The sequence below is a fragment of the Mesorhizobium sp. CA7 genome, from assembly GCF_020165015.1.
GTDB lineage: Bacteria > Pseudomonadota > Alphaproteobacteria > Rhizobiales > Rhizobiaceae > Mesorhizobium.
This window is the reverse complement of sequence record NZ_JAIUHH010000018.1, coordinates 90,625-115,184: the sequence shown is the minus strand read 5'-3', so window position 1 is coordinate 115,184 and position 24,560 is coordinate 90,625. Positions and strand designations below refer to the sequence as shown.

Annotated in this window: 25 protein-coding genes and 1 tRNA gene; 14 read left to right on the top strand and 12 right to left on the bottom strand. The window is 63.6% G+C overall.

Going from position 1 to position 24,560, the window contains the following annotated elements; genetic code table 11:
- The first annotated feature begins 278 nt into the window (after nucleotides 1-278).
- Nucleotides 279-533 (top strand): hypothetical protein, encoded by a 255-nt coding sequence (locus LB552_RS24800; protein WP_224610782.1) that lies wholly within the window; start codon nucleotides 279-281, stop codon nucleotides 531-533.
- Nucleotides 534-629: 96 nt separating this feature from the next.
- Here LB552_RS24800 and LB552_RS24795 read toward each other — a convergent pair.
- Nucleotides 630-719, bottom strand: a tRNA-Ser gene (locus LB552_RS24795).
- Nucleotides 720-1,005: 286 nt separating this feature from the next.
- On the opposite strand from LB552_RS24795, the gene LB552_RS24790 reads away from it, so the two are divergent.
- The 8 genes from LB552_RS24790 (at nucleotide 1,006) to LB552_RS24755 (ending at nucleotide 9,590) form a co-directional block, all read left to right on the top strand.
- Nucleotides 1,006-1,374, top strand: coding sequence for a YybH family protein (locus LB552_RS24790; protein ID WP_224610780.1), 369 nt, complete (start codon nucleotides 1,006-1,008; stop codon nucleotides 1,372-1,374).
- Nucleotides 1,375-1,930: 556 nt separating this feature from the next.
- On the top strand, nucleotides 1,931-3,193 hold the full coding sequence (locus LB552_RS24785; protein WP_224610778.1) for a septal ring lytic transglycosylase RlpA family protein: 1,263 nt from the start codon (nucleotides 1,931-1,933) through the stop codon (nucleotides 3,191-3,193).
- 122 nt (nucleotides 3,194-3,315) lie between these two features.
- Nucleotides 3,316-4,494, top strand: coding sequence for a D-alanyl-D-alanine carboxypeptidase family protein (locus LB552_RS24780; RefSeq protein ID WP_224610776.1), 1,179 nt, complete (start codon nucleotides 3,316-3,318; stop codon nucleotides 4,492-4,494).
- 72 nt (nucleotides 4,495-4,566) lie between these two features.
- Nucleotides 4,567-5,241: a dTMP kinase gene (gene tmk, locus LB552_RS24775; protein ID WP_224610774.1), complete on the top strand. Its 675-nt coding sequence runs from the start codon at nucleotides 4,567-4,569 to the stop codon at nucleotides 5,239-5,241.
- Complete coding sequence (locus LB552_RS24770; RefSeq protein ID WP_224610772.1) at nucleotides 5,238-6,293, top strand: DNA polymerase III subunit delta'; 1,056 nt, start codon at nucleotides 5,238-5,240, stop codon at nucleotides 6,291-6,293. Before tmk ends, LB552_RS24770 begins: the two co-directional genes overlap by 4 nt.
- A 127-nt stretch (nucleotides 6,294-6,420) precedes the next feature.
- Nucleotides 6,421-7,971 carry a methionine--tRNA ligase gene (gene metG, locus LB552_RS24765; RefSeq protein ID WP_224610771.1) on the top strand — a complete coding sequence of 517 codons (1,551 nt, stop codon included), beginning with the start codon at nucleotides 6,421-6,423 and terminating at the stop codon, nucleotides 7,969-7,971.
- Nucleotides 7,971-8,765 (top strand): TatD family hydrolase, encoded by a 795-nt coding sequence (locus LB552_RS24760; RefSeq protein WP_224610769.1) that lies wholly within the window; start codon nucleotides 7,971-7,973, stop codon nucleotides 8,763-8,765. The genes metG and LB552_RS24760 overlap by 1 nt, the downstream gene beginning before the upstream one ends.
- A 3-nt stretch (nucleotides 8,766-8,768) precedes the next feature.
- The gene (locus LB552_RS24755) at nucleotides 8,769-9,590 is read left to right on the top strand and encodes an MBL fold metallo-hydrolase (protein WP_224610767.1); all 822 of its coding nucleotides are present in this window, start codon (nucleotides 8,769-8,771) and stop codon (nucleotides 9,588-9,590) included.
- On the opposite strand, the gene LB552_RS24750 is transcribed toward LB552_RS24755, so the two are convergent.
- Entirely contained in the window at nucleotides 9,591-9,731 is a 141-nt protein-coding gene (locus LB552_RS24750) for a hypothetical protein (protein WP_224610765.1), read from the bottom strand.
- 198 nt (nucleotides 9,732-9,929) lie between these two features.
- Here LB552_RS24750 and LB552_RS24745 point away from each other — a divergent pair, with 198 nt between their 5' ends.
- The 3 genes from LB552_RS24745 (at nucleotide 9,930) to LB552_RS24735 (ending at nucleotide 12,369) form a co-directional block, all read left to right on the top strand.
- The gene (locus tag LB552_RS24745) at nucleotides 9,930-10,772 is read left to right on the top strand and encodes an alpha/beta fold hydrolase (protein ID WP_224610762.1); all 843 of its coding nucleotides are present in this window, start codon (nucleotides 9,930-9,932) and stop codon (nucleotides 10,770-10,772) included.
- 152 nt (nucleotides 10,773-10,924) lie between these two features.
- Nucleotides 10,925-11,422, top strand: a complete 498-nt coding sequence (locus LB552_RS24740) for a class I SAM-dependent methyltransferase (protein WP_224610760.1) — start codon at nucleotides 10,925-10,927, stop codon at nucleotides 11,420-11,422.
- Between the two features lie 32 nt (nucleotides 11,423-11,454).
- Nucleotides 11,455-12,369 carry an agmatinase gene (locus tag LB552_RS24735; protein WP_224610758.1) on the top strand — a complete coding sequence of 305 codons (915 nt, stop codon included), beginning with the start codon at nucleotides 11,455-11,457 and terminating at the stop codon, nucleotides 12,367-12,369.
- A 16-nt stretch (nucleotides 12,370-12,385) separates the two neighbouring features.
- On the opposite strand, the gene LB552_RS24730 is transcribed toward LB552_RS24735, so the two are convergent.
- The 5 genes from LB552_RS24730 to LB552_RS24710 form a co-directional block, all read right to left on the bottom strand.
- Complete coding sequence (locus LB552_RS24730; RefSeq protein WP_224610756.1) at nucleotides 12,386-12,796, bottom strand: hypothetical protein; 411 nt, start codon at nucleotides 12,794-12,796, stop codon at nucleotides 12,386-12,388.
- Nucleotides 12,797-12,799: 3 nt separating this feature from the next.
- The gene (locus LB552_RS24725; protein ID WP_224610753.1) at nucleotides 12,800-13,675 is read right to left on the bottom strand and encodes an aldose 1-epimerase family protein; all 876 of its coding nucleotides are present in this window, start codon (nucleotides 13,673-13,675) and stop codon (nucleotides 12,800-12,802) included.
- Nucleotides 13,676-13,854: 179 nt separating this feature from the next.
- On the bottom strand, nucleotides 13,855-14,571 hold the full coding sequence (locus tag LB552_RS24720; RefSeq protein WP_224610751.1) for a Bax inhibitor-1/YccA family protein: 717 nt from the start codon (nucleotides 14,569-14,571) through the stop codon (nucleotides 13,855-13,857).
- Between the two features lie 36 nt (nucleotides 14,572-14,607).
- Nucleotides 14,608-15,381: an anti-sigma factor family protein gene (locus LB552_RS24715; protein WP_095765449.1), complete on the bottom strand. Its 774-nt coding sequence runs from the start codon at nucleotides 15,379-15,381 to the stop codon at nucleotides 14,608-14,610.
- Complete coding sequence (locus LB552_RS24710) at nucleotides 15,378-15,911, bottom strand: sigma-70 family RNA polymerase sigma factor (RefSeq protein ID WP_411966402.1); 534 nt, start codon at nucleotides 15,909-15,911, stop codon at nucleotides 15,378-15,380. The genes LB552_RS24715 and LB552_RS24710 overlap by 4 nt, the downstream gene beginning before the upstream one ends.
- A 133-nt stretch (nucleotides 15,912-16,044) precedes the next feature.
- Between LB552_RS24710 and LB552_RS24705 the strand changes: the two genes are divergently transcribed.
- A complete protein-coding gene (locus LB552_RS24705) occupies nucleotides 16,045-17,229 on the top strand; it encodes an aromatic amino acid transaminase (RefSeq protein ID WP_224610749.1) in 1,185 nt (394 codons plus the stop codon).
- Nucleotides 17,230-17,299: 70 nt separating this feature from the next.
- Nucleotides 17,300-18,124 carry a nucleoside triphosphate pyrophosphohydrolase gene (gene mazG, locus LB552_RS24700; protein WP_224610748.1) on the top strand — a complete coding sequence of 275 codons (825 nt, stop codon included), beginning with the start codon at nucleotides 17,300-17,302 and terminating at the stop codon, nucleotides 18,122-18,124.
- Between the two features lie 8 nt (nucleotides 18,125-18,132).
- Here the strand turns inward: mazG and hflX are convergent, their stop codons facing one another.
- From hflX to LB552_RS24675, 5 genes are all read right to left on the bottom strand, one after another.
- Nucleotides 18,133-19,521: a GTPase HflX gene (gene hflX, locus LB552_RS24695; protein ID WP_224610747.1), complete on the bottom strand. Its 1,389-nt coding sequence runs from the start codon at nucleotides 19,519-19,521 to the stop codon at nucleotides 18,133-18,135.
- Nucleotides 19,522-19,767: an RNA chaperone Hfq gene (gene hfq / locus LB552_RS24690; RefSeq protein ID WP_006202172.1), complete on the bottom strand. Its 246-nt coding sequence runs from the start codon at nucleotides 19,765-19,767 to the stop codon at nucleotides 19,522-19,524.
- Between the two features lie 143 nt (nucleotides 19,768-19,910).
- The gene (locus LB552_RS24685; protein WP_224610746.1) at nucleotides 19,911-20,774 is read right to left on the bottom strand and encodes a D-amino-acid transaminase; all 864 of its coding nucleotides are present in this window, start codon (nucleotides 20,772-20,774) and stop codon (nucleotides 19,911-19,913) included.
- 81 nt (nucleotides 20,775-20,855) lie between these two features.
- Nucleotides 20,856-22,217 (bottom strand): sigma-54-dependent transcriptional regulator, encoded by a 1,362-nt coding sequence (locus LB552_RS24680; RefSeq protein ID WP_095765455.1) that lies wholly within the window; start codon nucleotides 22,215-22,217, stop codon nucleotides 20,856-20,858.
- On the bottom strand, nucleotides 22,207-24,498 hold the full coding sequence (locus LB552_RS24675; protein WP_224610745.1) for a sensor histidine kinase NtrY-like: 2,292 nt from the start codon (nucleotides 24,496-24,498) through the stop codon (nucleotides 22,207-22,209). Before LB552_RS24675 ends, LB552_RS24680 begins: the two co-directional genes overlap by 11 nt.
- Between the last annotated feature and the right edge of the window lie 62 nt (nucleotides 24,499-24,560).

The following is a 24,560-nucleotide window of genomic DNA, read 5'->3' as shown; positions in this document are numbered from 1 at the left end:
AAACCCTGACCGAGATAGATCGCATTCCCTGGCAGGAATTGCCTTGACGCCTGGCAGCGTCATGGCGGCGATCGAAACAGGCAGCGCTTAGCGGGCGCGGCCGAACCTGGCTCTTATAGGCCGGGGGGTGCCGTTCTGTCCAGCGGGCAACCGTAAAAGCGTCACGCGCGTCTCTCGGCGCGTTCTCAACCCCCGGCTTCGGCGCCGCATGCCGAGTTAAGGCACAATCAGTGCCCCAGCCTTGAGAAGCTGGCTACAACCGAGAGGGACTTGGGATCATGGAAACTCAGTACAAATTCGACCTTGGTGATTGGATCACGCACCGCGACCAGCCGATGCCATCGCTGGTGCAGTATCGGTGCAAGAGCAGTCGCGGCGACGAGATCTATGGCGTCCGCTCGTTCGCTTGGGACGATCCGAACCGCGACAGGATGATTATGGGCGAGGCGCTGTTGCCGATCGATGACCCGGCGTGGGACGTCTGCCTTTTGACGCCAGACATGGCCGCCCAACTCGCCGCGAAGCAAAACTGATAGCGCGGCACGGGGAAGCCCGCGCTGAGCGGGCTTTTCCCTGTGGTTATGGCAACCAGCGAAAAAGCGGAAAAAACATAGCAAAATCAATGGCATTGGCGGAGGGAGTGGGATTCGAACCCACGGTGAACTTGCGCCCACGCCGGTTTTCAAGACCGGTGCCTTAAACCGCTCGGCCATCCCTCCACTATGGTTTTTCAACCATTTTGGTCATCGCGACCGGTTGATTCGGTTGGCACCGAAGGCATTCCCCGGCCGGTTTGCGCTTCATTCCTGTAGTGCGGCTTTCAGGGCCGCGTCAACTACTGCGGCGGCACCTTCCAACTGTCACGGCAAAAGGTGGGCATAAATTCGGAGTGACCCGACGGCTACGTTGCCGGGGCCGGCGGAAACGACATGCACCTGAACGGCTGGGGGAAATCCGCTGGAAGAGACGGCGATCTAGTCAGTAGAGCGCCGAAGGAGGGTAACTATGTCGACCCGAGATGATCTACAGGAGCTTTGGGACTTGTATGTCGCAGCGTACCGATCGAGGAATGCATCTGGCTGTGCTGCCATCTTCACCGAGAACGCGGAAATGCATTCACCCGATGGGCCTCCGGCGCGGGGGCGAGCGGCAATAGAGGCGCTGCACGAAATTTGGGTTCAACATGCCGGGCCGAATAAAACCCTTCAGGTGATCGAAGCGGGTAGCTCCGGAAATCTAGCGTGGACATTGGCTGGCTATTCGGAGGGAGAGGCGGTCGGCAACGGCACCTCGCTGAGTGTCTTTGAGCGTCAGGCTGGCGGAGGTTGGCTGATCCGGATGTGCAGTCTCAACAGTACTGACACCACCGGATAGATGTATAGCTGGCCACAACGGCACGGCGGCAATCATCCCAATCGCGCTGACGTGCGGCAGGGCTTACGAATGGTAGCCCGACCTAACCGTAGCCAGGTTAGCTCCTCCTCGCTTCGTCCTGGCGGACGGTTCGGTGCATTGACAATGACGTCATGAGCCTGCCAATCTCAATCTGCTAATATTTCAACAGGGGGACAATCGTGAAGAAAACCTACGAGAAACCCGTACTGACAAAGCGTGAGATGCTGTCTCGCGCGACGGCCCAGCAGGCGCCATCCAACCTGGAATAGCGCACAACCTTTACTCTCTTATTCGGACTGGACGCGCCGGCCGTCTTATGGCTGGCGCTGTTGGCAGCCAAGATACTCGAACGAGCACGGACTTTCCGAGCGACGGTGTCACCGCCTCTCGCCATAATCTCGCCCTGTTGCGGCCATAATCGATTAACATCGTGATAAGCAATTCCTGTGCAAAAAGGGATTGGGGATCAAGGTGTTGGCCTGGCGGGCGACTTCTGGCCCCGTCTGGTGACAGCACGGTAGGGGACAATCGAGACATGCAGACCCTGACGCACCCGCGTCTTCGTCGCGCTTCTGCTTTCGCCCTGTGCGCCCTTTCGGGCCTGCTGCTGGCTGCCTGCGCCTCGCAACCCGAACCGAAGGGGATGGTCTACAAGAAGGCCCGCTCCAAGGAATATTTCGCCGAATCCGAATATGGCGTGAAAGCGAGCCCGCGTGTCCAGTTCATGCGGCGCGGCGGCGGCCGCGACCAGCTCGGCAAGCCCTATCAAGTGCGTGGCAAGTGGTACTATCCCAAGGAAGACAAGGGCTACGCAAAGGTCGGCCTGGCTTCCTGGTACGGCGATGCGTTTCATGGCCGCCTGACCGCCAATGGCGAAGTCTATGACATGACGCATCTGACGGCGGCGCATCCGACGATGCCGCTGCCGAGCTATGCCCGCGTCACAAATCTGGAGACCGGCAGCTCGGTGATCGTGCGCGTTAACGACCGCGGCCCCTATCACGAAGGCCGCATCATCGACGTTTCCGAACGCGCGGCGCAGATGCTCGACTATGCCAAGGTCGGCACGGCCAGGGTGAAAGTGGAGTATGTCGGCCGCGCGCCGCTCGACGGCAATGACGACCAGTATCTGGTGGCCTCCTATCATCCCGGCAACAACCGGCCGGATCCTTCGGACGGCCTGCCGACCGGCGTCATGGTGGCCATGAACGGCCCGTCGCCGAGCGTGCCGGTCGCGGCGTCTCCGGCCGCCGCGCCGTTTCCGGGCGAGTTGACCAATTCGGGGCGGGCCTTTGCAGCGCAGCCGGGGCTTTCGGATCAGCCGGCCGTGCAGCCGGCCGCATTCGCCGTCCAGGGCGCCAGCGATGTCGCGCTGCCGGATTTCGGTCCGATCGTGCCGGAACGCCCGGATTTCACGCTTCCGCCGAACTCGCCCTTCGCCATGGCCTCTCTGTCTTACGCCGATGAGCGGGTAGAGCGCGCCGATGTCTTTGCCACGCTCGATTCCGGCGGCATGTCGCCGGCTGATATTCTGCGTTCATGGAAGAAATCGAACCGAGAGCTACAGACGCCCGCGTCCGACTACGTCGCCGCCGGTTCCTTCGACGAGGCCGCGAAGGCAAAGCGCGTGGCCGCAGCGCTCGAGCCGTTCGGCCGGACCGAGATCCAGCGCACCGAGCTCGACGGCAATGACTGGTATGCGGTCAATGTCTATCCGGACGGCCATGGCAGCGTCGACGACCTGCTCCAGGCAGCATGGTCGCATGGCGCGGCGGACGCGCTGGTTGTGCGTAACTGATCAAATTCGCGCTGCCCGTTGATCCGGCCGAAAAAATCCTGATAGCTTGGCCGTGGGGTAGTCTTTGCGCATTCTGGAGCGGCTCTGCGCTTTCCGGGTTGCTCAGATCGGGTCGACATTTCATGCAGTTCCGCATTTTTCTGCCTTTCGCCAACCTTCTGGGATTGGCGCTGGTGTTGCTTTGCGTCGTTCCGGCGAGCGCCCAGCTCTTCGAGACCAAGGCGGCGCAGGCGTTCATGATCGATGCGGACACCGGCACGGTGCTCTTCGCCAAGGATCCCGACAAGTCGATCCCGCCGGCCTCAATGGCCAAGCTGATGACGATGGAAATGGTCTTCAACGCCATCAAGTCGAAGCGGATCACGCTCGACGACACTTTCGTCGTCAGCGAAAACGCCTGGCGCACCGGCGGCGCGCCGTCCGGTACCTCGACCATGTTCGCCAAGCTCAAATCCGAGGTCCGCGTCGAGGATTTGATCCAGGGCGTCACCGTGCAGGCCGCCAATGACGGCTGTATCGTGCTCGCCGAGGGAATGGCGGGCTCGGAAGCGAATTTCGCCGCGCAGATGACCGATCGCGCCCGCCAGCTCGGCCTCTCGAAATCGAACTTCGTCAATTCGACAGGCCTGCCGGCCGACGGGCAGCAGACGACGGTGCGGGAGCTGACGATGCTGGCGCTGCATCTGTGGCGCGACTATCCGGAGTTCTTCCACTATTACGGCCAGCCGGACTTCACCTGGAACAAGATCTCGCAGAGAAACCGCAATCCGCTGATCGCCATGGGCATCGAGGCCGACGGCTTCGTGGCAGGTGCCAGCGAGCAGGCGGGCTTCGGCCTGGTCGGCACCGTCAGCCACAACGGCACGCGCGTGATCGCCGCGCTCAGCGGATTGGCCAATGACCGCGAGCGCTCCGAAGAGGCGCGCAAGCTGCTCGAATGGGGCTCGCGGTCATTCCAGAAGACCGAGATCTTCGCCAAGGACGAGGTGGTCGGAGAAGCACAGGTTTTCGGCGGCGCCAAGTCCGGCCTGGCCTTGAAAGCCAAAGGCCCCGTGGACATCTTTCTGCCGATAGCCAACCGCGACAAGCTGACCGCCAGGATCGTCTACCAGGGTCCGGTGTCGGCACCGGTCGAGGAGGGGCAACCGGTCGGGGAATTGCGCGTTTGGATAGGCGAGACGCTGAGCCAGCAGACGCCGCTCTATGCCGCAGAATCGGTGAAGGTGGGCACGCTGCCGCAGCGTGCGCTCGATGCGGCAAAGGAACTCGCTGTCGGCTGGCTGCGGCAGAAACATTTGTGATCGGGCAAGTTCGTGGACCTTTTGTCGGACGGGAGCTATGACAGCGGCCAGCGCGAGCAGAGGCAATCTCGATTGGCGAGTGGATTTTTCATCACCTTCGAGGGCGGCGAAGGAGCAGGCAAGTCGACGCAGATCGAGCGGCTGGCGCGGCGCGTGCGCGCCAAGAAATACGAGGTCCTGGTCAGCCGCGAACCGGGTGGATCGCCCGGCGCCGAGGCCGTAAGGCATGTGCTTCTGTCCGGGGCGGCCGAGCCGTTCGGTCCGAAGATGGAGGCGATCCTGTTCGCCGCCGCGCGCTCCGACCATGTCGAGCAGGTCATCCGGCCGGCGGTCGAGCGCGGCTCGATCGTGCTGTGCGACCGTTTCATCGATTCCTCGCGCGTCTACCAGGGCGTCACCGGCGGGCTCGATGCCGATTTCATGAAGGCGCTGGAGGCGGTGGCCATCAACGGCATGATGCCTGACATGACGCTGATCTTCGACATCGATCCCGCTGAAGGCCTGAAGCGGGCCGCCGCGCGGCGCGGCGCCGGTGACGCCGCCGACCGCTTCGAGAAGGAGACCCTGGCCATCCACCGGCGGCGGCGCGAGGCTTTCCTGGCCATCGCCGCGGCGGAGCCGGAGCGCTGCATCGTCATCGACGCTTCCGCCGATCCCGATACGGTGGAGAACGTGGTCACCGCCGCCGTCTTCGCGGCGCTGGAAGAGCGGATGCCGGCGCAAAGGATTGAGACGGCGCCGGCATGATCTTCGAACGCATCGCCCCTGAACAGCACGACACGCTGGACGGCGTGCCCGAGCCTGCCGAAACGCCGCGGCTGATCGGCCACGCGTCGGCGGCAGGGATGCTTGCCAGCGCCTACCGCGCCGGCAAGCTGCCGCATGCGCTGATTTTCGCCGGGCCGCAGGGTATCGGCAAGGCGACGCTGGCGTTCCACATGGCGCACCATCTTCTGAGATATCCGGATTTCAAGACGGCGCCCGACACGCTTGCCGTCTCTGATCCCGTCTCATCGCTGTTTCGCCAGATCGCCACCGGCGCGCATCCTTCGGTGCTGCATCTCACCCGTCCGGCCAACGAAAAGACCAAGAGCTTCAAGACGGTGCTGACCGTCGAGGAGATCCGCAAGGTCAGCCGCTTCCTGTCGATGACCTCGCATGACGGCAGCTACCGGGTCGTCATCGTCGATCCGGCCGACGACATGAACACCAACGCCGCCAATGCCTTGCTCAAGAATCTCGAAGAGCCGCCGGCGCGCACCCTGTTCATTCTGGTGGTGCATGCGCCGGGCAGCCTGTTGCCGACGATCCGCTCGCGCTGCCAGATGGTGCGGCTGGCGCCTTTGACCGCCGACGAGCTGATGGCGGTGCTGGAAAATATCGAGCCGCCGCCGCCGGAGGATCCGGGCGCGCGCGCAGCGCTGGCCGAGCGGGCAGGGGGCAGCGCCCGCAACGCGATCCTGCTCACCCAATATGGCGGGCTGGAGATCGCAGGCGCGCTCGACACGCTGGTGGCGGCCAGGAAGCCCGACATTGCCGACGCCCATCGCCTTGCCGAAGCCGTGGCGGGACGCGACCAGGCAATCCAGTTCGACATCTTCAACCGCCGCGCGCTCGACCTGCTTTCGGCCGCCGCCAGTGACGCCGCGCTTGCCGGCGATCTCGCCCGGGCCAAAACCCTGTCCGAGGCTTGGCACGAGGCGCTGAACACGATATCTGAGGCTGAGACCTACAATCTCGACAAGAAGCAGCACGCCCTGACCATGATCGACCGCCTGAATTCTGCGATGCGAATGTGACGGCTCGTTCGATGCATGCCGTTGGCCCAGTTTTGGGCGGCATGCGTTGGCCTCGGGATGGCAATCGACGTTCCGATGCGATATCCACCGCCACAACTCACATTCAGATATTCATGACGGTTCATTCATGTCACGCGACACATTCTACATCACGACCGCGATCTCCTACCCGAACGGCAAGCCGCATATCGGCCATGCCTATGAGCTGATCGCCACAGACGCGCTTGCCCGCTTCCAGCGGCTGGACGGCAAGGACGTCTACTTCCTGACCGGCACCGACGAGCACGGCATCAAGATGCTGCAAACGGCGCGCAAGGAAGACATCACGGCGCGCGAGCTCGCCGACCGCAACTCGGCCGAGTTCAGGCGCATGGCCACCGCGCTCAACGCTTCCAACGACGATTTCATCCGCACCACCGAGGAGCGGCATTACGCATCGTCCCAGGCGATCTGGAAAGCGATGGCCGCCAATGGCGACATCTACAAGGGCGGCTATGCCGGCTGGTATTCGGTGCGCGACGAGGCCTATTACGGCGAGGAGGAGACCGAGGTTCGCCCCGACAATGTCCGCTACGGGCCGCAGGGAACGCCGGTGGAATGGGTCGAGGAAGAAAGCTACTTCTTTCGGCTGTCGGCCTACCAGGACAGGTTGATCGCGCTTTACGAGAGCCAGCCTGATTTCATCGGTCCGGCCGAGCGCCGCAACGAAGTGATGAGCTTCGTCAAATCGGGGCTGAAGGATCTGTCGGTCTCGCGCACCACTTTCGATTGGGGCGTGCCGGTACCGGGCGACGAAAAGCATGTGATGTATGTGTGGGTCGACGCCTTGACAAATTACATCACCGGCATCGGCTATCCCAATGAAAATGATGAGAAATGGCGCTTTTGGCCAGCGGATGCGCACATCATCGGCAAGGACATCGTGCGCTTCCACGCCGTCTATTGGCCGGCCTTCCTGATGTCGGCGGGAATCCCGTTGCCGAAGCGCGTCTTCGGCCATGGCTTCCTGTTCAACCGGGGCGAGAAGATGTCGAAGTCGGTCGGCAACGTCATCGACCCGTTCACCATGGTCGAGCACTACGGTGTCGACCAGGTGCGCTATTTCTTCCTGCGCGAGGTGCCGTTCGGCCAAGATGGCAACTACAGCCATGAGGCGATCGTCAACCGGACGAATGCCGACCTCGCCAATGGCCTCGGCAATCTGGCGCAGCGCTCGCTGTCGATGATTGCCAAGAACTGCGGCGGCAAGGTGCCGGCGCGCGGCGACCTTACCGAGGCCGACACGGCGATCCTCGACCAGGCGGTCGAAGCGCTGGCCGTTTCTCGTCGGGCGATGGCGGAGCAGGGCATCCATCTGGCGCTGGCGGCGATCTTCGGCGTTGTTGCCGAAGCCGACCGCTATTTCGCCTCTCAGGAGCCGTGGGCGCTGCGCAAGACCAATCCGGAGCGCATGGAAACCGTGCTGTGGACGACGGCCGAGCTGGTGCGCCGGGTGACGCTGCTTTGCCAGCCCTTCATTCCCGGATCGGCGGCCAAGCTGCTCGACCTGTTGGCCGTGCCCGCTGACAGCCGCGCTTTCGAGCACGTCCATGCCGACCACGCGCTGGAGCCAGGCACTGCCTTGCCGACGCCGGAGGGCGTATTTCCGCGCTATGTCGAGCAGGATGGCAATAGCTGATGCTGGTCGACAGCCATTGCCATCTCGACTTCCCGGACTTCGGCGAGGAGCGGACGGCTGTCGTCGCCCGCGCTCTCGCCGCCGGGATCGGCCGCATGGTGACGATCTCGACGCGCGTGAGGCGATTTCAGCAGGTCCTTGAAATCGCTGAATCTTTCAATGAGGTCTATTGCTCTGTCGGCACCCATCCGCACAATGCGGCGGAAGAGCTCGACGTCACCACTGACGAGCTGGTGCGGCTTTCCGGCCATCCCAAAGTGGTGGCGATCGGCGAGGCCGGGCTCGATTATTACTATGACAAGGCTCCGCGCGATGCGCAGGCGCAGGGTTTTCGCACCCATATCGCCGCCGCGCGCCGGACCGGCTTGCCGCTGGTCATCCATGCGCGCGATGCCGACGACGACATGGCGTCGATCCTCGAGGACGAAACAGGGAGGGGCGCCTTCCCCTTCATCCTGCACTGTTTTTCGTCCGGACGCAGGCTGGCTGAAGTCGGCGTGGCGCTGGGCGGCTATGTCTCCTTCTCCGGCATCCTTACCTTCAAGAACTCCGCCGAACTGCGCGCCATCGCCGCCGACGTCCCGCGCGACCGGCTGCTGGTCGAAACCGATGCGCCCTACCTTGCGCCGGTCCCACATCGCGGCAAACGCAACGAACCGGCCTATGTGGCGAACACGGCCAAGGTGCTCGCCGAGACCATCGGCGTCAGCGAGGCCGAGATCGCCGATATCACCACCGGGAACTTCTTCAGGCTGTTCACCAAGATGCCGCGTCCCGAAACGGCTGCGGGCTGAGGCATGAGCGACCGGCTGCGCTTTACCGTTCTTGGCTGCGGCTCATCGCCCGGCACGCCGCGCATCACCGGAGATTGGGGCAATTGCGACCCCAAGAACCCGAAGAACCGGCGCATGCGCACGGCCGCGCTGGTCGAGCGGATTGCCGCCAACGGCGCGCGCACCACGGTCGTCATCGACACCGGGCCGGATTTCCGCGAGCAGATGCTGCTGGCCTCCGTCAAGCGCATCGATGCGGTCGTCTACACGCATCCGCATGCCGACCACATCCACGGCATCGACGATCTGCGCGGCTATGTGCTCGAGCAACGCCATCGCATCGACATCCATGCCGACGAACCGACCATGCTGCGGCTGCGCCAGGCGTTCGGCTATTGCTTCGAGACGCCGCCAGGCAGTTCCTATCCGCCGATCGTCAAGTCGCATCTTATCGACCACGCCAGGCCGGTCGTGATCGAAGGCGAGGGGGGCGCCCTCACCCTCGAGCCGCTGCCGCAGGTCCATGGCGACATCATCTCACTCGGCTTCCGCATCGGCGGGCTTGCCTATTGCCCTGATATCAGCGGCTTCCCGGACGCCACCGTTGAGCGTTTGCGCGGCCTCGACACGCTGGTCATCGATGCGCTGCAGTACAACACCCATCCCAGTCATCTGTCGCTTGGCCAGGCGCTGGAGTGGATCGAAAAGCTGACGCCGGGGAACGCCGTGCTGACCCATATGCATGTGCCGCTCGACTACGCCGTCGTGATGGCCGAGACGCCGGAGCACGTGGCGCCGGCCTATGACGGCATGGCGATCGAAATTCCTTACGAGTCAGAGCGGTAGCTACAGCTGTTCATTCGGCGCCACAGTTCGTCCGTCGAAAGCTTCCGCTGCGATCTCGACGTCGAAGCGCTGCGCGGCGTTTGTTGCCGGCAGCGAAAGCCGCAGCAATTCCTGGACGTGCCCGCCACGCCTCAGTTCCATAATCTATCTTATGCGACTTTCCGATATGGCAACGGAGATGCCGACAGCGTGATGTCACACAGCCCTGCTCGCCAGCCGCACGGAGCTGTTGCGCATTGACGGGTACGCACAGAATTCGTTCCTCGTTGCGGCAGCAAGTGCTCGGAACTCAACCGCCGAACCTCGCGTTGGCCTGATGAGCGGTTTGAGGACCTTTGCATGCGTTCACGGCTTGAGTTGGCGAGCGGCACGGAATTGTCTTTCCTCACGGCTGGAGAGCCCTCCAAACCGGCTCTTCTGCTTCTTCACGGTTTTCCGAGTTCCTCCAGGACCTTTCGCCACGTCATTCCCGCATTGTCGAAGGTGGCTTATGTGGTTGCTCCCGACATGCCTGGGTTCGGCATGTCCGATGCTCTGCCAGAGCCGTCCTTCGATGGTTTTGCCGATGCGATTTCGGATTTGCTCAGCCACCTCTCGGTCAGGCCGCGCTATATCTACCTTCATGACTTTGGCGCGCCGGTCGGGCTGCGGATAGCCATGCAGGCTCCCGATGCGGTATTGGGCTTGATCATCCAGAACGCCAACGCGCATCGGAGCGGAATGGGGCCATCCTGGAAGGCGACGCAGGACTTTTGGGCCAATCCGAACCCAGACAATGAAGCGAAAGCCACCGCGCATCTGACCTTCGAGGGCACGCGAGACCAGTATGTGGCAGGTGTTCCCGACGATGTGGTCGCACAAATTCCGGACGAGAACTGGGAGGAAGACTGGCGCGTGATGCAGCGACCCGGAGGCATGGAGACGCAGCGCGCGCTCATTGCGGACTATGGCAATTACGTCGCTCGCTTCGACGCGATTGCCGACTATCTGCGGCGCAGGCAGCCACGCGCCCTGATGCTGTGGGGCCGGCATGACGCGTTCTTCGACCTGGCAGAGACGCTGTCATGGATGCAGGCCCTGCCGAGGATGGAAGCACACATTCTCGACGGGCCTCATTTCCTGCTGGAAACGCATGCCAACCAAGCTGCGTCGTTGATGGTCGACTTCCTGAAACGGCAATAGAACAGTCCTTGAGGTTTGGCCGACCAGAACGCGGCCGACCCTGAGGACTACATTGTCCGGCATCAAAGTTCTGGCCGCTGCCCTGTCGGTCCATTTCCGCTCGGCGTCGTCTCTCGCTTGCCTGGCGCAGGCCAGGTTGGATAATTTATTTCATGGCTGCCGGAATCTCAGATCGGATATCCGCCTTCGTCGAAGCGCTTCCGTTGAAGCCGGGACTTCGCGTCCTGGAGATCGGATGCGGTCCCGGCGTTGCCGCTCGCAAGGTCGCTCGCCGCATCGACGGCGGCCTCATTCTGGCCATCGACCGCTCGGAGAAGGCAATCCGATTGGCGCGGGCGCGATCGGCTGATGAGATGGCTTGGGGCTGCCTTGATTTCAGGCATGCGGCAATCGAAGACTTCGCATTGAGTGCTGACGAGGCTCTTTTTGACATCGCCTTCGCCATGCGGGTCGGCGCGCTCGACGGGCGTCACCCCGAGGCCCACCGTGCGGCCCTGACGCGGATCAAGGCGGCGCTGCAGCCGCATGGCAGGCTTTTCATCGACGGCGGCGATCCGCTGAAAGAGATTGATTTGGTGCGTGGCTTGATGTTGCGCGAGGCGCCGCAAAACTCCAGGCCGAAGCAATTACCCTGCCCCAAGCTGCCATAGCGCCGCGGCGCAACAAAGAAAGCATCCAGAAAATGACCGCCTCGCCTTCCTTTCTCGGCTTTCCCGATCGCCTCGCCGACGGCCGCGTGCCCCGCGCCGTGATTTTTGGAACCGGTCATGGGACCACCTATCCGGGCCAGGACAGCAGCGGCCAGGCCTTGGCCGCCGATGCCATCCGCGCCGCGAGCCAGGGCGATGCACCGCTCCTCGATCGCTGGGATTTCGATCTGGACGGGCCGCTGTTCGACAACAAACCGGCCTGCTGCATAGACGCCGGCAACATTACCACCACCATGCATGACAATGCCGGCAACCGGGCCCGTATCGAGGCGAAGACGCGCGAGGTGCTGGTACTGCCGGCGGTGCCGATCCTGCTTGGCGGTGACGATTCCGTCGTCATTCCCTTCCTCGCCGGCTTTGCCGATCACGGACCGGTCTGGATCCTGCAGATCGATGCCCATATCGACTGGCGCGGAGAGGTGCATGGCGAACGCTACGGCTATTCGAGCCCGATGCGGCGGGCGAGCGAGATGCTGCATGTTGCCGGCATCGTGCAGGTCGGGCTGCGCAGCGTCGGCAGCGCCCACCTCGCCGAAATCGAAGCGGCGCGGCGCTACGGCAGCCGCTTCGTAACCGCGCGCGAGGTACATGCCCTGGGCGTGGAAGCTGCTCTCAAGCATATACCTGACGGAGCGCGGGTTGTCGTCACCCTTGACTGCGATGGCCTCGATCCCGGCATCATGCCGGGCGTGGCCGCGCGCACGCCCGGCGGCCTCACCTACACGCAGGCGATCGACCTGATCGCAGGCCTCGGCAAGCGGGCGAGGATTGCGGGATTCGACCTTGTCGAGCTTTATCCTCCCGCCGACATTGACGGTCTGTCGGCCATCACCGCGTCGCGTCTTGTTGTCAACGCGATCGGCGCCATTGTCCGGCAGACCGGCTGAGATCCGATCGGGTGGTCTAGAAAAAGCTGTTCAGAAACGCCGCCGTCACGTCCGAGATGCCGACGATCTTGTTGGTCGCCTGGCGGTAGAATTTGAAGTTGAGCTCGGTCTCGGGCCGGCCGTCCTGCCAATCCTTGAAGCGCTTGAGCTCATTGCGACCCAAATGTCTCGTCGCCAAGGCGGTGCGGCGGACGGCAACGTTGATGCGCGGCGTCTGCCGTTCGAGATCCGAACGTCTGGGGGTGGCCTCGGAGGATGTCACGACGCCGCGCGCGACGAGCCCCTGCCCGCCTTCGTTCTCGCTGGCGAACAGGTAGATGACGTCGCCCTCGGCGATGCGCTTGCCGCCATACATGGTTTTCTGGGCGGCGAACACGAATCTCTCCGCCGCCGGGTCCTGAATCTGGGTCTTGATGGCATATGCCATGCCCTACGGTTCCCGGCTGAGGCCGATTCGGTAACTCAGCACGCGCCGGCCGGCCGGCTCGATCAGCATCACGCCCGGCTTGTCGCCGAACTCGCCATCGAAATCGATAGGACTGGCGATGCCGTGCCAGGGCTCGATGCACAGGAAGGGCGCGCCGCCAGGCTTGGACCAGATGCCCAGCTCATTGAATCCCTGCCACGACATCTCGATCGCCGGCCCGCGCCCGGCGGCGTAGCGCACGCTCTTGCTCACCGGCTTGTCGAGGATGACGGCATCGTCGTCGAACAGTCTTTCGGATAGCGGCAGCGTCCTGCCCTCGATGGGCGTCGGCTGCGGCGCCGGCAACAACAGGCCGTCCTTCAGGCGGCGGATCGGCGCCGGCTCATTTTCGGCGAAGGTCACCCGATAGGCTTCCTTCGGCAGCTCCGGGAGCAGCGGCCAGTTGAACGCCGGATGCGCGCCGATCGAGGCCGGCAGAGGCTCGTCGCCGGTATTGGCGATCTCGAAGGTCACGCCGAGTTGCCGTGGTTTCAACTCGTAGCTGATGGCGAGACGAAAGGCGAAGGGATAGTGCGTTCGCGTCTCGGCGTCGTCCGTCAGGACCAATGTGCAGGAGGCCGGCCCCTGCTCCGCCCAGGCAAAGCGCCGGTCGCGGGCAAAGCCGTGCTGCGTCATCGGATAGGTTTGGCCGCGATGCCGCAGCTGATCGCCTTTGAGCCGGCCGACGATCGGGAACAGCACGGGCGAATGACGACGCCAGGCGGGGCCTGCCTGCCACAGAAGCTCGGTGTCTTCGCCATCGCGCAGCGAGACCAGTTCGGCCCCCTGCCCGACGATAGTCGCCGAAATGCCGTCAGCGTGAAGCGTCAGCTGGTCCATTGCGTCCTCGCGGCTGGCAGGTTTGGCCGGCAGGCTAGCAAAAGGCCGCGCGTGAACTCAAGCGCGGCAGGCAGATCGCCCCTTGGTCGTCAACGCTTGGTGCGCAGTCGACAAAAAAGTGGCCGGAGGTTTCCCTCCGGCCGTTGCGAGGTCAGCAGTGTTGCCTGCTGCGGTCCGGCCTATTCGCGCTCGCCGGTGAAATTCAGCAGCAGCTGGAAGATGTTGATGAAGTTCAGATAGGGCGAGAAGGCGCCGAAGACGGCAAGCTTCTGCTGCGATTCCGCATCGAAGTTCTCGGCATATTGCTCCTTGATCGTCTGCGTGTCCCAGGCGGTCAGGCCGATGAACACGGCGATGCCGATCACCGAGATGGCGAACTGCAGCGCGGTCGAGCCGAGGAATAGGTTGACCAGGCTGGCGATGACCACGCCGATCAGGCCCATGATCAGGAAGGACGAGAACTGCGTCAGGTCGCGCCTGGTCGTGTAGCCGTAGAGGCTGGTGGCGCCGAACATCGTGGCGGCGATGAAGAAGGTGCGCGCGATGCTGGTCGAGGTGAAGACCAGGAACACCGAGGCGAGCGACAGGCCCATGACGGCGCAGAAGGCCCAGAACATCGCCTGCGCGCTCGCGGCCGACATGGTCTGCATCCTGAACGAGAACAGCATGACGAAGGCGAGCGGCGCCAGCATCACCACCCATTTCAGCGGGCTGGAGAAGATCGGTACATAAAGCGCCGGCGTCGAGGCCACGAAGAAGGCGACGAGGCCGGTAACGACGAGACCGAGGCCCATATAATTGTAGACGCGCAGCATGTGCTTGCGCAGGCCCTCGTCATAGACGGCTCCGGCCTGGACGCCGGTGCCCATTCGGTATCCCAGATTGGGGCTGTTCATTCGGTTTCTCCTTGGTTCTCGGTAGAGGGTTTGTTTTCAGTAGAGAGTTCTGGCGAGTTTCTCGGCGGCACGGTCGAGGCTGCCGGCGTCGCCGCGTCCGACCACCGCATAGGCGACCTCGCCGATCTGGAAATACGCGGTTGAGATGTCGTCGGAGGGCGCGATCGTCGGCTTCACCACATCGAACCTGCCCGGCCTGATGGCGAACAACGAGACAAGACCGAGGTCCTTGGTGTCGACCGCTACCTCGACGCTCGGCCCGAATTGCGAGGGATAGACCTGGACGTCGCGAATCTTCCAGTCGTCAGGCAGCGACGGCATGACGATCGCGGTGGCGGCGCGAATCTCGTCGGGATCGTAGCCCGGAGCCTCTTGCTGCGACGGCATCGTCTCGCGCACCAAGGTCGTCCTGTGCGCCCGGACCGCATCCTCGACATAGGCCGGCGGCTGCGTCGAGGCGACCACCTTGGTCACGGCGATCGGCCCGAAGGCGCCGTTGGCAAGCCAGCCTGCCGCGACCAGGACGGCCGCGGCCGCCGCACGCTGCAGCACGGCAAGCATGCGTCCCCTGGCAAGGCCTCTTTCCAGCCGGCGCGCCGCTTCTGTCGTGGCCGGACGCGCCCTGCCGACAGGGCCGGCAAGCGCGACGCGCAGTTCGTCGCGCGTCCTCAGATCGGACATCACGCGCGCGGCCACTTCCGGGCGCGCGGCGAGGTGCGCCTCGACCTCGATGCGGCGGGCGACATCCAGCTGATCGTCGACATAGGCGTCGAGATCGGCATCGGTCACGGGGTCGACAATAGCGGTCATTGATCGTCTCCCACGATCCTGAGATGAGGCCTGGCTTTTGGCGCCGCGCCCTCTTCCATCTCGCGCAGCGCGGCACGCGCGCGGCCGATGCGTGACATCAGCGTTCCGAGCGGCACGCCGATGACTTCGGCGGCCTCCTGATAGGAAAGCCCTTCGATGGCGACGAGATGGAGCGCGGAGCGCTGTTCCTCCGGCAGCGAAAGAAACGCTTCCCGGACCTGCGACAGGCGAACCGAATGGTCCTGCGACGCCGGCACGCTCTGGTCGGCGACAAGGCCGGCCTGTTCGATGCGCGCCGCCTCGGAGCGGCGCGAGCGCATGCGGTCGATGAAGACGTTGTGCACGATCGCCAGCAGCCAGGCGCGCAGATTGCCGCTTGACCGAAAGGTCGCGCGCCGCTCATAGGCGCGCACCAGCGCGTCATGGACGAGATCCTCGGCCTCAGTGCTGTCGCGCGTCAGCGAGCGCGCATAGCGCCGCAGCGAACCCAACTGCCCGACGATATCGAAGCGTGCCATCGACCGTTTCATGCCCTGTTTACGGAGCATGTAGGGATTTTAATCCCCTGCCCGGCATTTCTTTTCGTGTCGCCGCCACAGCGGAAACCGCTGGCGCGACGGGATCGATTTGCGTATCACTCCGCCGCCATTGGAGTCCTTTTCGATGTTCGAGACCCTGCAGCCCGCGCCGGCCGACAAAATCCTTGCCCTGATCGGCCTCTATCGCAACGATCCACGGCCCGGCAAAGTCGACCTCGGCGTCGGCGTCTACAAGGACATCGACGGCAAGACGCCGGTGATGCGCGCCGTGGGCGAGGCCGAGAAGCGGCTGCTGGCGAGCCAGGACACCAAAACCTATCTCGGCCTTGCCGGCGACACCGGCTTCAACGCCGCCATGATCAAGCTCGCCTTTGGCGAGAAGGCCGACCATTCGCGTATCCGCGCGGCACAGGCGCCGGGCGGATCGGGCGCGCTCAGGCTGGTGGCCGAGCTTGTGCAGCGCACGCGCCCCGGCGCGACGGTTTGGCTGTCCGATCCGACCTGGCCGAACCATCTGCCGGTGATGCGCGCCGCTGGTCTGCAGGTTCGCGACTATCCCTATTTCGATGCCGCATCGGGCGCTGTCCGCTTCGGCGAGATGCTGGCGGCGCTAAAAGTTGCCAACAGCGGCGATGTCGTGCTCCTGCATGGCTGCTGTCACAACCCGACCGGCGCCAATCTCGATATCGCGCAGTGGGCCAAGGTCGCCGACGTGCTGCTGGATCGCGGCTTGCTGCCTTTCGTCGACATTGCCTATCAGGGTTTTGGCGAAGGCCTCGATGCCGACGCCGCCGGCCTGCGGCTGCTTGCCGGCAAGGTGCCGGAAATGGTCGTCGCCTCGAGCTGCTCGAAGAATTTTGCCGTATATCGCGACCGCGTGGGCGCGGCGATGATCATGGCCAAGGATGGCGCCCAGGCCGACGTGGCGATGAGCCAGATGCTGGCGGCCGCGCGCGCGCTTTATTCGATGCCGCCGGATCACGGCGCGGCGGCGGTGCGCATGGTGCTCGAAGACGCCGCCCTGAGGAAGGACTGGGAGACGGAGCTCGAGGAGATGCGGCTGCGCATGCTTCGGCTGCGCGTCGCTTTTGCCGAGGCGTTGCGCCGGCAGTCCAATTCCGACCGCTTCGATTTCGTCGCCAGCCATCGTGGCATGTTTTCGAGGCTTGGGTTGACCGAGGCGCAGGTCGAACGCCTGCGTGCCGAGCACGCCGTCTATATGGTCGGCGACAGCCGCATCAACGTGGCCGGCCTGCCGGAGGACGGCATGGACGATCTCGCCAAGGCGATCGTCTCGGTGCTCGACTGAGGCTGTGGACAACTCGTTTCGGTGTCCGGCCAGGATTGGTCGGACGCTGGCCGCGGGATAGGCTCAAATCATGAAGCCCTCCAAGGACATTTCCCGGCTGATCGAGATCATGGCGGCGCTGCGGGCGCCGAAGACCGGCTGCCCTTGGGATATCGAGCAGAATTTCGCTACCATCGCGCCCTACACGATCGAGGAAGCCTATGAAGTGGCCGATGCGATCGCGCGCGGCGATCTCGACGATCTGCGCGAGGAACTGGGCGATCTGCTGCTGCAGGTCGTCTATCACGCGCAGATGGCTGAGGAGATCGGCGAGTTCGCTTTCGGCGATGTCGTCGAGGCCATCACCACCAAGATGATCCGCCGCCATCCGCACGTCTTCGGCGACGAGAAGGCGCGCAGCGCCGGCATGGCCAAGGGCATGTGGGAGAAGATCAAGGCGGTTGAAAAAACCGAGAAGCGCGACGCCCGCATCGCCCGTGGTCTCGACCCGGAGGATCACGGCAGGGGCTATCTCGACAGCGTGCCGGTCGCGCTCCCTGCCCTGACGCGTGCCCTGAAACTGCAGGAAAAGGCGGCACGCGTCGGCTTCGACTGGAGCGAGGCAGCTCCCATCCTCGACAAGATAGAGGAAGAGATCGGCGAATTGCGCGAGGCGCTCGCCACCGGTGACGCGGCTCCCATCAAGGACGAGTTCGGCGACATGCTGTTTGCCGTCGTCAATCTCGGCCGCCACCTCAAGCTCGATTCCGAAGCCGCGCTCAGCGGTACCAACGAAAAGTTCCGTTCGCGATTCCACTATGTCGAGCAGGCTCTGGAGGCCTCGGGCAAGTCGCTGGAGAAGGCAACGCTCAACGAGATGGAAGCACTCTGGCAGCAGGCCAAAGGCACCAAGTAATCAGCCGGTTAGCCATGGCTCCTGCGATGCAGGCGGTTCTCTATCTCTTGCCTGGCGCTGTGCGTGGCTGTCAGCGATAGCGTGACGCTGCCGTCTTCATTGTCGGTGCGCGAAACGACGTCGCCGTTGCGGTAGAGCCAGTCGACCTGGCCAAGCTGGGCAGGGCTCAATGTCACCGTCATCTTTTCCAGCTCGCCCGACACGCGCGTCTCGATGAGCGCTTTCAGCGCGTCGATTCCTTCGCCGGTGACGGCCGATATAGAGATCGGCGGCGCCTTGCCGCTAGCGCTCTCGGCAAGCAGGCGCTCGCGATTGCCTTCGTCAAGCAGGTCGACCTTGTTCCAGACCTCGATCACGCGGTTCGCATCGGCAGCGTCGACGCCGAGATCGCCGAGGATGCGTTCGACGTCCTCGGCCTGGGCGGCGGTGTCCGGATCGGAGATGTCGCGCAGATGCAGCACCAGATCCGCCTCGACGACTTCTTCCAGCGTTGCCCGGAAGGCCGCCACCAGATGCGTCGGCAGGTCGGAAATAAAGCCCACCGTGTCCGACAGGATAATCGGCGTGCCGTGCGGTAGCCGCACGCGCCGCAGCGTCGGATCGAGCGTTGCGAAGAGCATGTCCTCGGCCAGCACCCCTGCCCCGGTAAGCCGGTTGAACAGCGTCGACTTGCCGGCATTGGTGTAGCCGACGATCGCCACCACCGGGAACGGCACCTTCTTGCGCTTGGCGCGGTGCAGGTCGCGCGTGCGCCGAACCGTCTCCAGCTCGTGCTTTAGCTTGGTGATCTTGTCCTGCAGGATGCGCCTGTCGGATTCGATCTGGGTTTCGCCCGGACCGCCGAGGAAGCCGGCGCCGCCGCGCTGCCGCTCGAGGTGGGTCCAGCTTCGCACCAGACGACCCTTCTGATAGTTGAGATGCGCAAGCTCGACCTGCAGCGTGCCTTCCTTGGTGCGCGCCCGCTCGCCGAATATCTCGAGAATGAGCCCGGTGCGGTCGAGCACCTTGGCGTTCAGTTCCTTTTCGAGATTGCGCTGCTGCACCGGCGTCAGCGGATGGTCGACGATGACCAGCTCCGCCTTGCGCTCCTTCACGATATCTGCGAACTCGGCCACCTTGCCGCTGCCGAGCAGGGTGGCCGGCCGCGGATCGGCAACCGTCACCACCGCGGTGTGAACCGGGTTGAGATCGATGGCGCTGGCAAGCCCGACCGCTTCGTCGTGGCGTGCATCCGGCGAACGGCTCAGGCGCGGACGGCTCGACTCGTCGTCGCCGCGGGGCTGCCGGGTAAGCACCGGCACAATGACAACTGCGCGGGTCGGATCCTTGGATTCCGGCCCGAGTTGATGTCCTTGTTTTCCGCGAACGCTGCGGTCCGCTTCCTTATCACGTGCCAATCAGGCGCCCTGGCTTTCCTCGCCATCGAACATCTGAACCGGCTGGCTCGGCATGATCGTGGAAATAGCGTGCTTGTAGACGAGCTGGGAGTGCCCGTCGCGCCGCAACAACACACAAAAATTGTCGAACGATGTGACGACGCCAGTCAGCTTCACGCCGTTGATGAGGAAGATGGTAAGTGGATTTTTGCTCTTGCGAACTGAATTCAGGAACAGGTCCTGAAGGTTTTGCGATCGTTCCGCCATTTTTCTTGTCTTTCGCCGATCCCCTTCGGTTTACGGGCCAATGCGCCAAATTACGAGGCACCTGTCAAGCGCGCAAACCCCCTCTTGCCGACACAATGGCAAGCAGAATGAGATAGTTGAGGTTACTTCCAGTTGTGCGGTTATCAGGCTGGACTTTTTTCCGCAACGTGAAAAAAGGCCTGCCGCAACGAAAGTGTCATCGAACCGGGATGGCCATTTGCGATCGGCGCCCCGTCGATTTCGACGACCGGCATGGCGATTGTGGTCGCCGAACTGATGAATGCTTCCCTTGCCGCCTTGGCTTCGGCGACCGAAAACCCGCGTTCCTCGATCTTGAGGCCAAGCTTGGCGGCGACATCGAAAAGCGTCGTACGAGTGATGCCGCGCAGGATGCCATGCTCGGCCGGCCGGGTCACAAGGACGCCGTCCCGGGTGACGATCCAGGCGTTGGACGAGCCGCCTTCCTTGACGTTGCCGTCGGTGTCGACGAACCACGCTTCCTGGGCGCCGGCTTCCTTGGCCTTCTGCTTGGCGAGCACATTGGGCAAGAGGCCGGTGCTCTTGATGTCGACGCGGTCCCAGCGATTCTCCGGGACGGTGATGACCTTGATGCCGGTCTCCACCCGCTTCGCGCTCGCGGCCGGATCGGCTTTCCTGGCGGTTATGACCAGGGAAGGCCTTGTGCCCGCGGGCGGAAACACGAACTCGCGGCTGGCGACGCCGCGGGTCACCTGCACATAGACAAGGCCGTCGACCACGCCGTTGCGATTGACCACTTCGCGCAACAGCATCGGCAGGACGCGTTCCGAGACCGGCCAGGCGATGGACAGTTCCTTCAGCGAGCGCTTGAGCCTGGCAAGGTGGCGCGGCATGTCGACGATATGGCCGCGCGCCACCTCGCAAACCTCATAGACCCCGTCCGCGAACTGGTAGCCGCGATCCTCGATGTGGACGCTGGCTTGAGCATGGACGACATAGCGCCCGTTGACATAGGCAATGCGCGGCATGGGAACCCTCAGGGAAATGTCCGGCTTTCTTAGGCGATTCCGCCCCTGCCGTAATGAACAATCGCGTGGGCCAAGGGCTCGCTACACACCCAGCGACTTCAGCTTGCGGTGGAGTGCCGATCGTTCCATGCCGATGAACTCGGCGGTCTTCGAGATATTGCCGCCGAAGCGGTTGATCTGGGCGATCAGGTAGTCCTTCTCGAATTGCTCGCGGGCCTCGCGCAGCGGCAGCGCCATGATGTGCTGGTCCGACTGGTTGGGCGTACGCGGCATGACGTCGCCGATCTCGGACGGCAGAAGGTCGGCGGTGATCGGTGCATCGGCGTCTTCGCCACGCGCCAGGATCATCAGCCGCTCGACATTGTTGCGCAATTGGCGAACGTTGCCCGGCCAGTTGTGCGCCTGCAGCACGGCCAGCGCATCGTCGCCGATGCGGCGCGGCCTTATGCCGGCCTGGCGCGCAATCTGCTTCATGAAGTTGTCGACGAGGTAGGGAATGTCCTCGCGCCGCTCAGCGAGCCCCGGCACTATGACCGGAACCACCGCCAGGCGATGGTAAAGATCCTCGCGGAAGCGGCCGTCGGCGATCATTGCTTCGAGGTTCTGCGAGGTCGAGGAGATGATGCGGACATCGACCTTGACGCGCTTGGTGCCGCCTACCCGCTCGAATTGCTGCTCGACCAGCACGCGCAGGATCTTGTTTTGCGTTTCGCGCGGCATATCGGCGACTTCGTCGATGTAGAGGATGCCGCGATGCGCCTCCTCCAGCGCGCCGACCTTGCGCTCGGTGCCGTTCGATTCGGTACCGAACAGCTCGATCTCCATGCGCTCGGGCGTGATGGTGGCCGCGCTCAGCGTGACGAACGGACCGGACTTGCGCGACGACAGCGTGTGGATGGCCCGCGCCGTCAGTTCCTTGCCTGAGCCGGAGGGGCCGATGATCATGACGCGGCTGTTGGTCGGCGCGACGCGCTCGATGGTCTGCCGCAGCTGGCTCATCGCCGACGACATGCCGATCAGGTCGAAAGTCTCGCCGCTGCGCTGCTTGAGGTCGGAGACCTCGCGTCGCAGCTTGGACGTTTCCAGGGCGCGCTCGGCGATCAGGATGAGGCGATCGGCCTTGAACGGCTTCTCGATGAAATCATACGCGCCGCGCCGGATGGCCGACACTGCCGTTTCGATGTTGCCGTGGCCGGAGATCATGACCACCGGCATGTTCGGATGCATGGTCTTGATCTCGTCGAGCAGCGCCAGGCCATCGAGGCGCGAGCCCTGCAGCCAGATATCGAGGAAAATCAGCCGCGGCGCGCGATCGGCAATCGCTGCAAGCGCGCTGTCGGCATCATGGGCCGTGCGGGTTTCGTGACCCTCGTCGCTCAATATACCGGCGACAAGTTCGCGGATGTCTTCCTCGTCATCGACGATGAGAATGTCAGACGCCATTACCGACCTTTTCAGTTTCTCGTTCGTGTTCGCTTCGACCTTCACCGCGTGGCGGCGCGGCTACGATCGTGGCCGGGGGCAGGATGATCGAGATCATCGCGCCCCGGCCGCCATGGAAATCCGCTGGCGCGTCGTGCAATTCGAGACGGCCGCCATGGTCCTCCACGATCTTTTTGACGATAGCGAGGCCAAGCCCGGTGCCCTTCTCGCGCGTCGTCATATAGGGCTCGAGAAGCCTTTGGCGATTCTCGCGCGGCAGCCCCTTGCCGTTATCGATAACGTCGATTCGTATGGCGCCATCTTGCCGTCCGGCCTGAATCCGGATTGTGCCGCCCGAACGGTCCTGCGCATCAAGTCCGTCGATCGCCTCGGCCGCGTTCTTGATGACGTTGCCGAAAGCCTGAGCCATCAGGCGGCTGTCGAAAGTGCCTTTCAACGGCTCGCTGCCGAAGTCGCGCTGGAAGGCAATGTCCGAGCGGCTGACCTCGACCAGGAAGGACGCCTCGCGCAACGACTCGCGAAGGTCGATCGCCTTCATCTCCGGCTTCGGCATGCGGGCGAAGGCCGAGAATTCGTCGACCATGCGGCCGATGTCCTCGACCTGGCGGATGATGGTGTCGGTGCACTGGTCGAACACCTCGCGATCCTCGGTGATGACCTTGCCGTAGCGGCGCCTGATGCGCTCGGCCGAAAGCTGGATCGGCGTCAGCGGGTTCTTGATCTCATGCGCGATGCGCCGCGCCACATCGGCCCAGGCCGACGAACGCTGCGCCTGGACGAGATCGGTGATGTCGTCGACTGTCACCACATAGGATTTCTCTTCTTCGCCGTCGTCGCCGGATTCGACCGTTACCTGGACATTGAAGGTGCGCTCCAGACCGGTGCGGAAGAAGGTCACCTGCTCGCGATAGACCGGCTTGCCGGACTGTCGTCCGATCTCGAACACACGACCGACAAGCGGCAGGACCGTCGAAAGGTTCTGGCCGAGCGTCGCATTCGCCGAAATCGTCAGCATCGTCTCGGCCGAGCGATTGACGATGGTGATGATGCCGTAGGGGTCGACGCCGATGACGCCGGCAGTGACGCCGGCAAGCACCGCCTCGGAGAAACGCCGGCGCTCGTCGATCAGATCCTTGGCCGAGAGCAGCTCGTTGCGTTGCGACTTGAGCTCCAGGATCATGTTGTTGAAGGTCTCGCCGAGCGAGGCGACGTCGCCATCGGACTGGCGCACTGGAACGGCAACGTCGAGATTGCCGGTCGCCACCTCGTCGGCGGCGCCGATCAGCTGGCGGATCGGCCGCACGATCCGGTCGGCGACCGCGATGCCAGTCCAGATCGCCGAGAGCGTGATGATCAGCGTGAGCGACAGATAAGGCAACGCGAAGGCGACCTGCGAGGTCCGGCGATTGTCCTGCAGATTACGATATTCGTCGGTGTTGCCCCTGACGATCTGGCGCGCCCTGATCACGTCGGGATCAACCAGCCGGATCGTGTAGAGGTAAAGCCCTTCGATCTCGCGCAGCTTGATAATGGCGCCCATGATGTTGCGGGTGCGAGGTTCTATCAGCACCGGCTTGCCCTCGGCCGCGGTGTCGACAGCGCCCGGGGGCGGCTCGGGCATGGGGAAGTCGGCGTCGGTCTTGGCGTTCATGACGAACGAGCCGTCCGGCTTGATAAGGGCCGCATGCGCCAGGCCGCGCCCGACGGCCTCCTTGTTCAACAGATCGAGGAAACCGCCCTTGTCGAGACCATAGAGCGTGCGCGAGGCATCGAGATCGTATGCCATGGACAGTGTTGTGCCCTGGAGGTTGCGCGCATTCTCCTGCACATAAGCGTCGGCAATCGACAGCGACGAGTTGACGATCGTCTTGGTGCGGATTTCGAACCAGCGGTCCAGGCCGATGTCGAGCGTGATCGAGGCGACGATCGCCACCATGATGGCCGGGATGGCGGCAACCAGCGCGAACATGGCGACGATGCGCACATGCAGCCGCGAGGCAGCCCTGCCGTGGCGCCGCGCCAGCACGATGCGTCGTACCTCGCGCGCGATCAAGGCGATGAGGAACAGCACAAAGACGGCATTGGCCGCGATCAGAGCCCAGGTCGCGTCGGCGGTCGGCGCGATCGGCGTTGCGCCGACCAGGATCGCAAACGATATGGCCGCCGTGATCACCGCGCCGGCAATGGCGACCACGCCGGGCAACGCCAGCAACCGTCGCCCGTCACGCGTGCCGGTCTGGTTGAAAAGCGGTTGGGTCAGGGTCGGAGCCTCAGCTGCCATGTCGCGGTACAGAGTCGGTCATCGCGTCGGATGTATGCAACGCATTGTGGCGATTATGCAAC

Bases quoted from the DNA above. Each gene is read 5' to 3' on its own strand.
- LB552_RS24785 (WP_224610778.1), top strand. From the start codon at position 1,931: ATGCAGACCCTGACGCACCCGCGTCTTCGTCGCGCTTCTGCTTTCGCC.
- LB552_RS24750 (WP_224610765.1), bottom strand. From the start codon at position 9,731: ATGGAACTGAGGCGTGGCGGGCACGTCCAGGAATTGCTGCGGCTTTCG.
- LB552_RS24675 (WP_224610745.1), bottom strand. From the start codon at position 24,498: ATGGCAGCTGAGGCTCCGACCCTGACCCAACCGCTTTTCAACCAGACC.
- mazG (WP_224610748.1), top strand. From the start codon at position 17,300: ATGAAGCCCTCCAAGGACATTTCCCGGCTGATCGAGATCATGGCGGCG.
- LB552_RS24685 (WP_224610746.1), bottom strand. From the start codon at position 20,774: ATGCCGCGCATTGCCTATGTCAACGGGCGCTATGTCGTCCATGCTCAA.
- LB552_RS24720 (WP_224610751.1), bottom strand. From the start codon at position 14,571: ATGAACAGCCCCAATCTGGGATACCGAATGGGCACCGGCGTCCAGGCC.
- LB552_RS24755 (WP_224610767.1), top strand. From the start codon at position 8,769: ATGAGCGACCGGCTGCGCTTTACCGTTCTTGGCTGCGGCTCATCGCCC.
- metG (WP_224610771.1), top strand. From the start codon at position 6,421: ATGTCACGCGACACATTCTACATCACGACCGCGATCTCCTACCCGAAC.
- LB552_RS24780 (WP_224610776.1), top strand. From the start codon at position 3,316: ATGCAGTTCCGCATTTTTCTGCCTTTCGCCAACCTTCTGGGATTGGCG.
- LB552_RS24730 (WP_224610756.1), bottom strand. From the start codon at position 12,796: ATGGCATATGCCATCAAGACCCAGATTCAGGACCCGGCGGCGGAGAGA.
- LB552_RS24760 (WP_224610769.1), top strand. From the start codon at position 7,971: ATGCTGGTCGACAGCCATTGCCATCTCGACTTCCCGGACTTCGGCGAG.
- LB552_RS24725 (WP_224610753.1), bottom strand. From the start codon at position 13,675: ATGGACCAGCTGACGCTTCACGCTGACGGCATTTCGGCGACTATCGTC.
- LB552_RS24680 (WP_095765455.1), bottom strand. From the start codon at position 22,217: ATGGCGTCTGACATTCTCATCGTCGATGACGAGGAAGACATCCGCGAA.
- LB552_RS24735 (WP_224610758.1), top strand. From the start codon at position 11,455: ATGACCGCCTCGCCTTCCTTTCTCGGCTTTCCCGATCGCCTCGCCGAC.
- LB552_RS24800 (WP_224610782.1), top strand. From the start codon at position 279: ATGGAAACTCAGTACAAATTCGACCTTGGTGATTGGATCACGCACCGC.
- LB552_RS24770 (WP_224610772.1), top strand. From the start codon at position 5,238: ATGATCTTCGAACGCATCGCCCCTGAACAGCACGACACGCTGGACGGC.
- LB552_RS24740 (WP_224610760.1), top strand. From the start codon at position 10,925: ATGGCTGCCGGAATCTCAGATCGGATATCCGCCTTCGTCGAAGCGCTT.
- LB552_RS24715 (WP_095765449.1), bottom strand. From the start codon at position 15,381: ATGACCGCTATTGTCGACCCCGTGACCGATGCCGATCTCGACGCCTAT.
- hfq (WP_006202172.1), bottom strand. From the start codon at position 19,767: ATGGCGGAACGATCGCAAAACCTTCAGGACCTGTTCCTGAATTCAGTT.
- LB552_RS24710 (WP_411966402.1), bottom strand. From the start codon at position 15,911: ATGAAACGGTCGATGGCACGCTTCGATATCGTCGGGCAGTTGGGTTCG.
- LB552_RS24745 (WP_224610762.1), top strand. From the start codon at position 9,930: ATGCGTTCACGGCTTGAGTTGGCGAGCGGCACGGAATTGTCTTTCCTC.
- LB552_RS24790 (WP_224610780.1), top strand. From the start codon at position 1,006: ATGTCGACCCGAGATGATCTACAGGAGCTTTGGGACTTGTATGTCGCA.
- LB552_RS24705 (WP_224610749.1), top strand. From the start codon at position 16,045: ATGTTCGAGACCCTGCAGCCCGCGCCGGCCGACAAAATCCTTGCCCTG.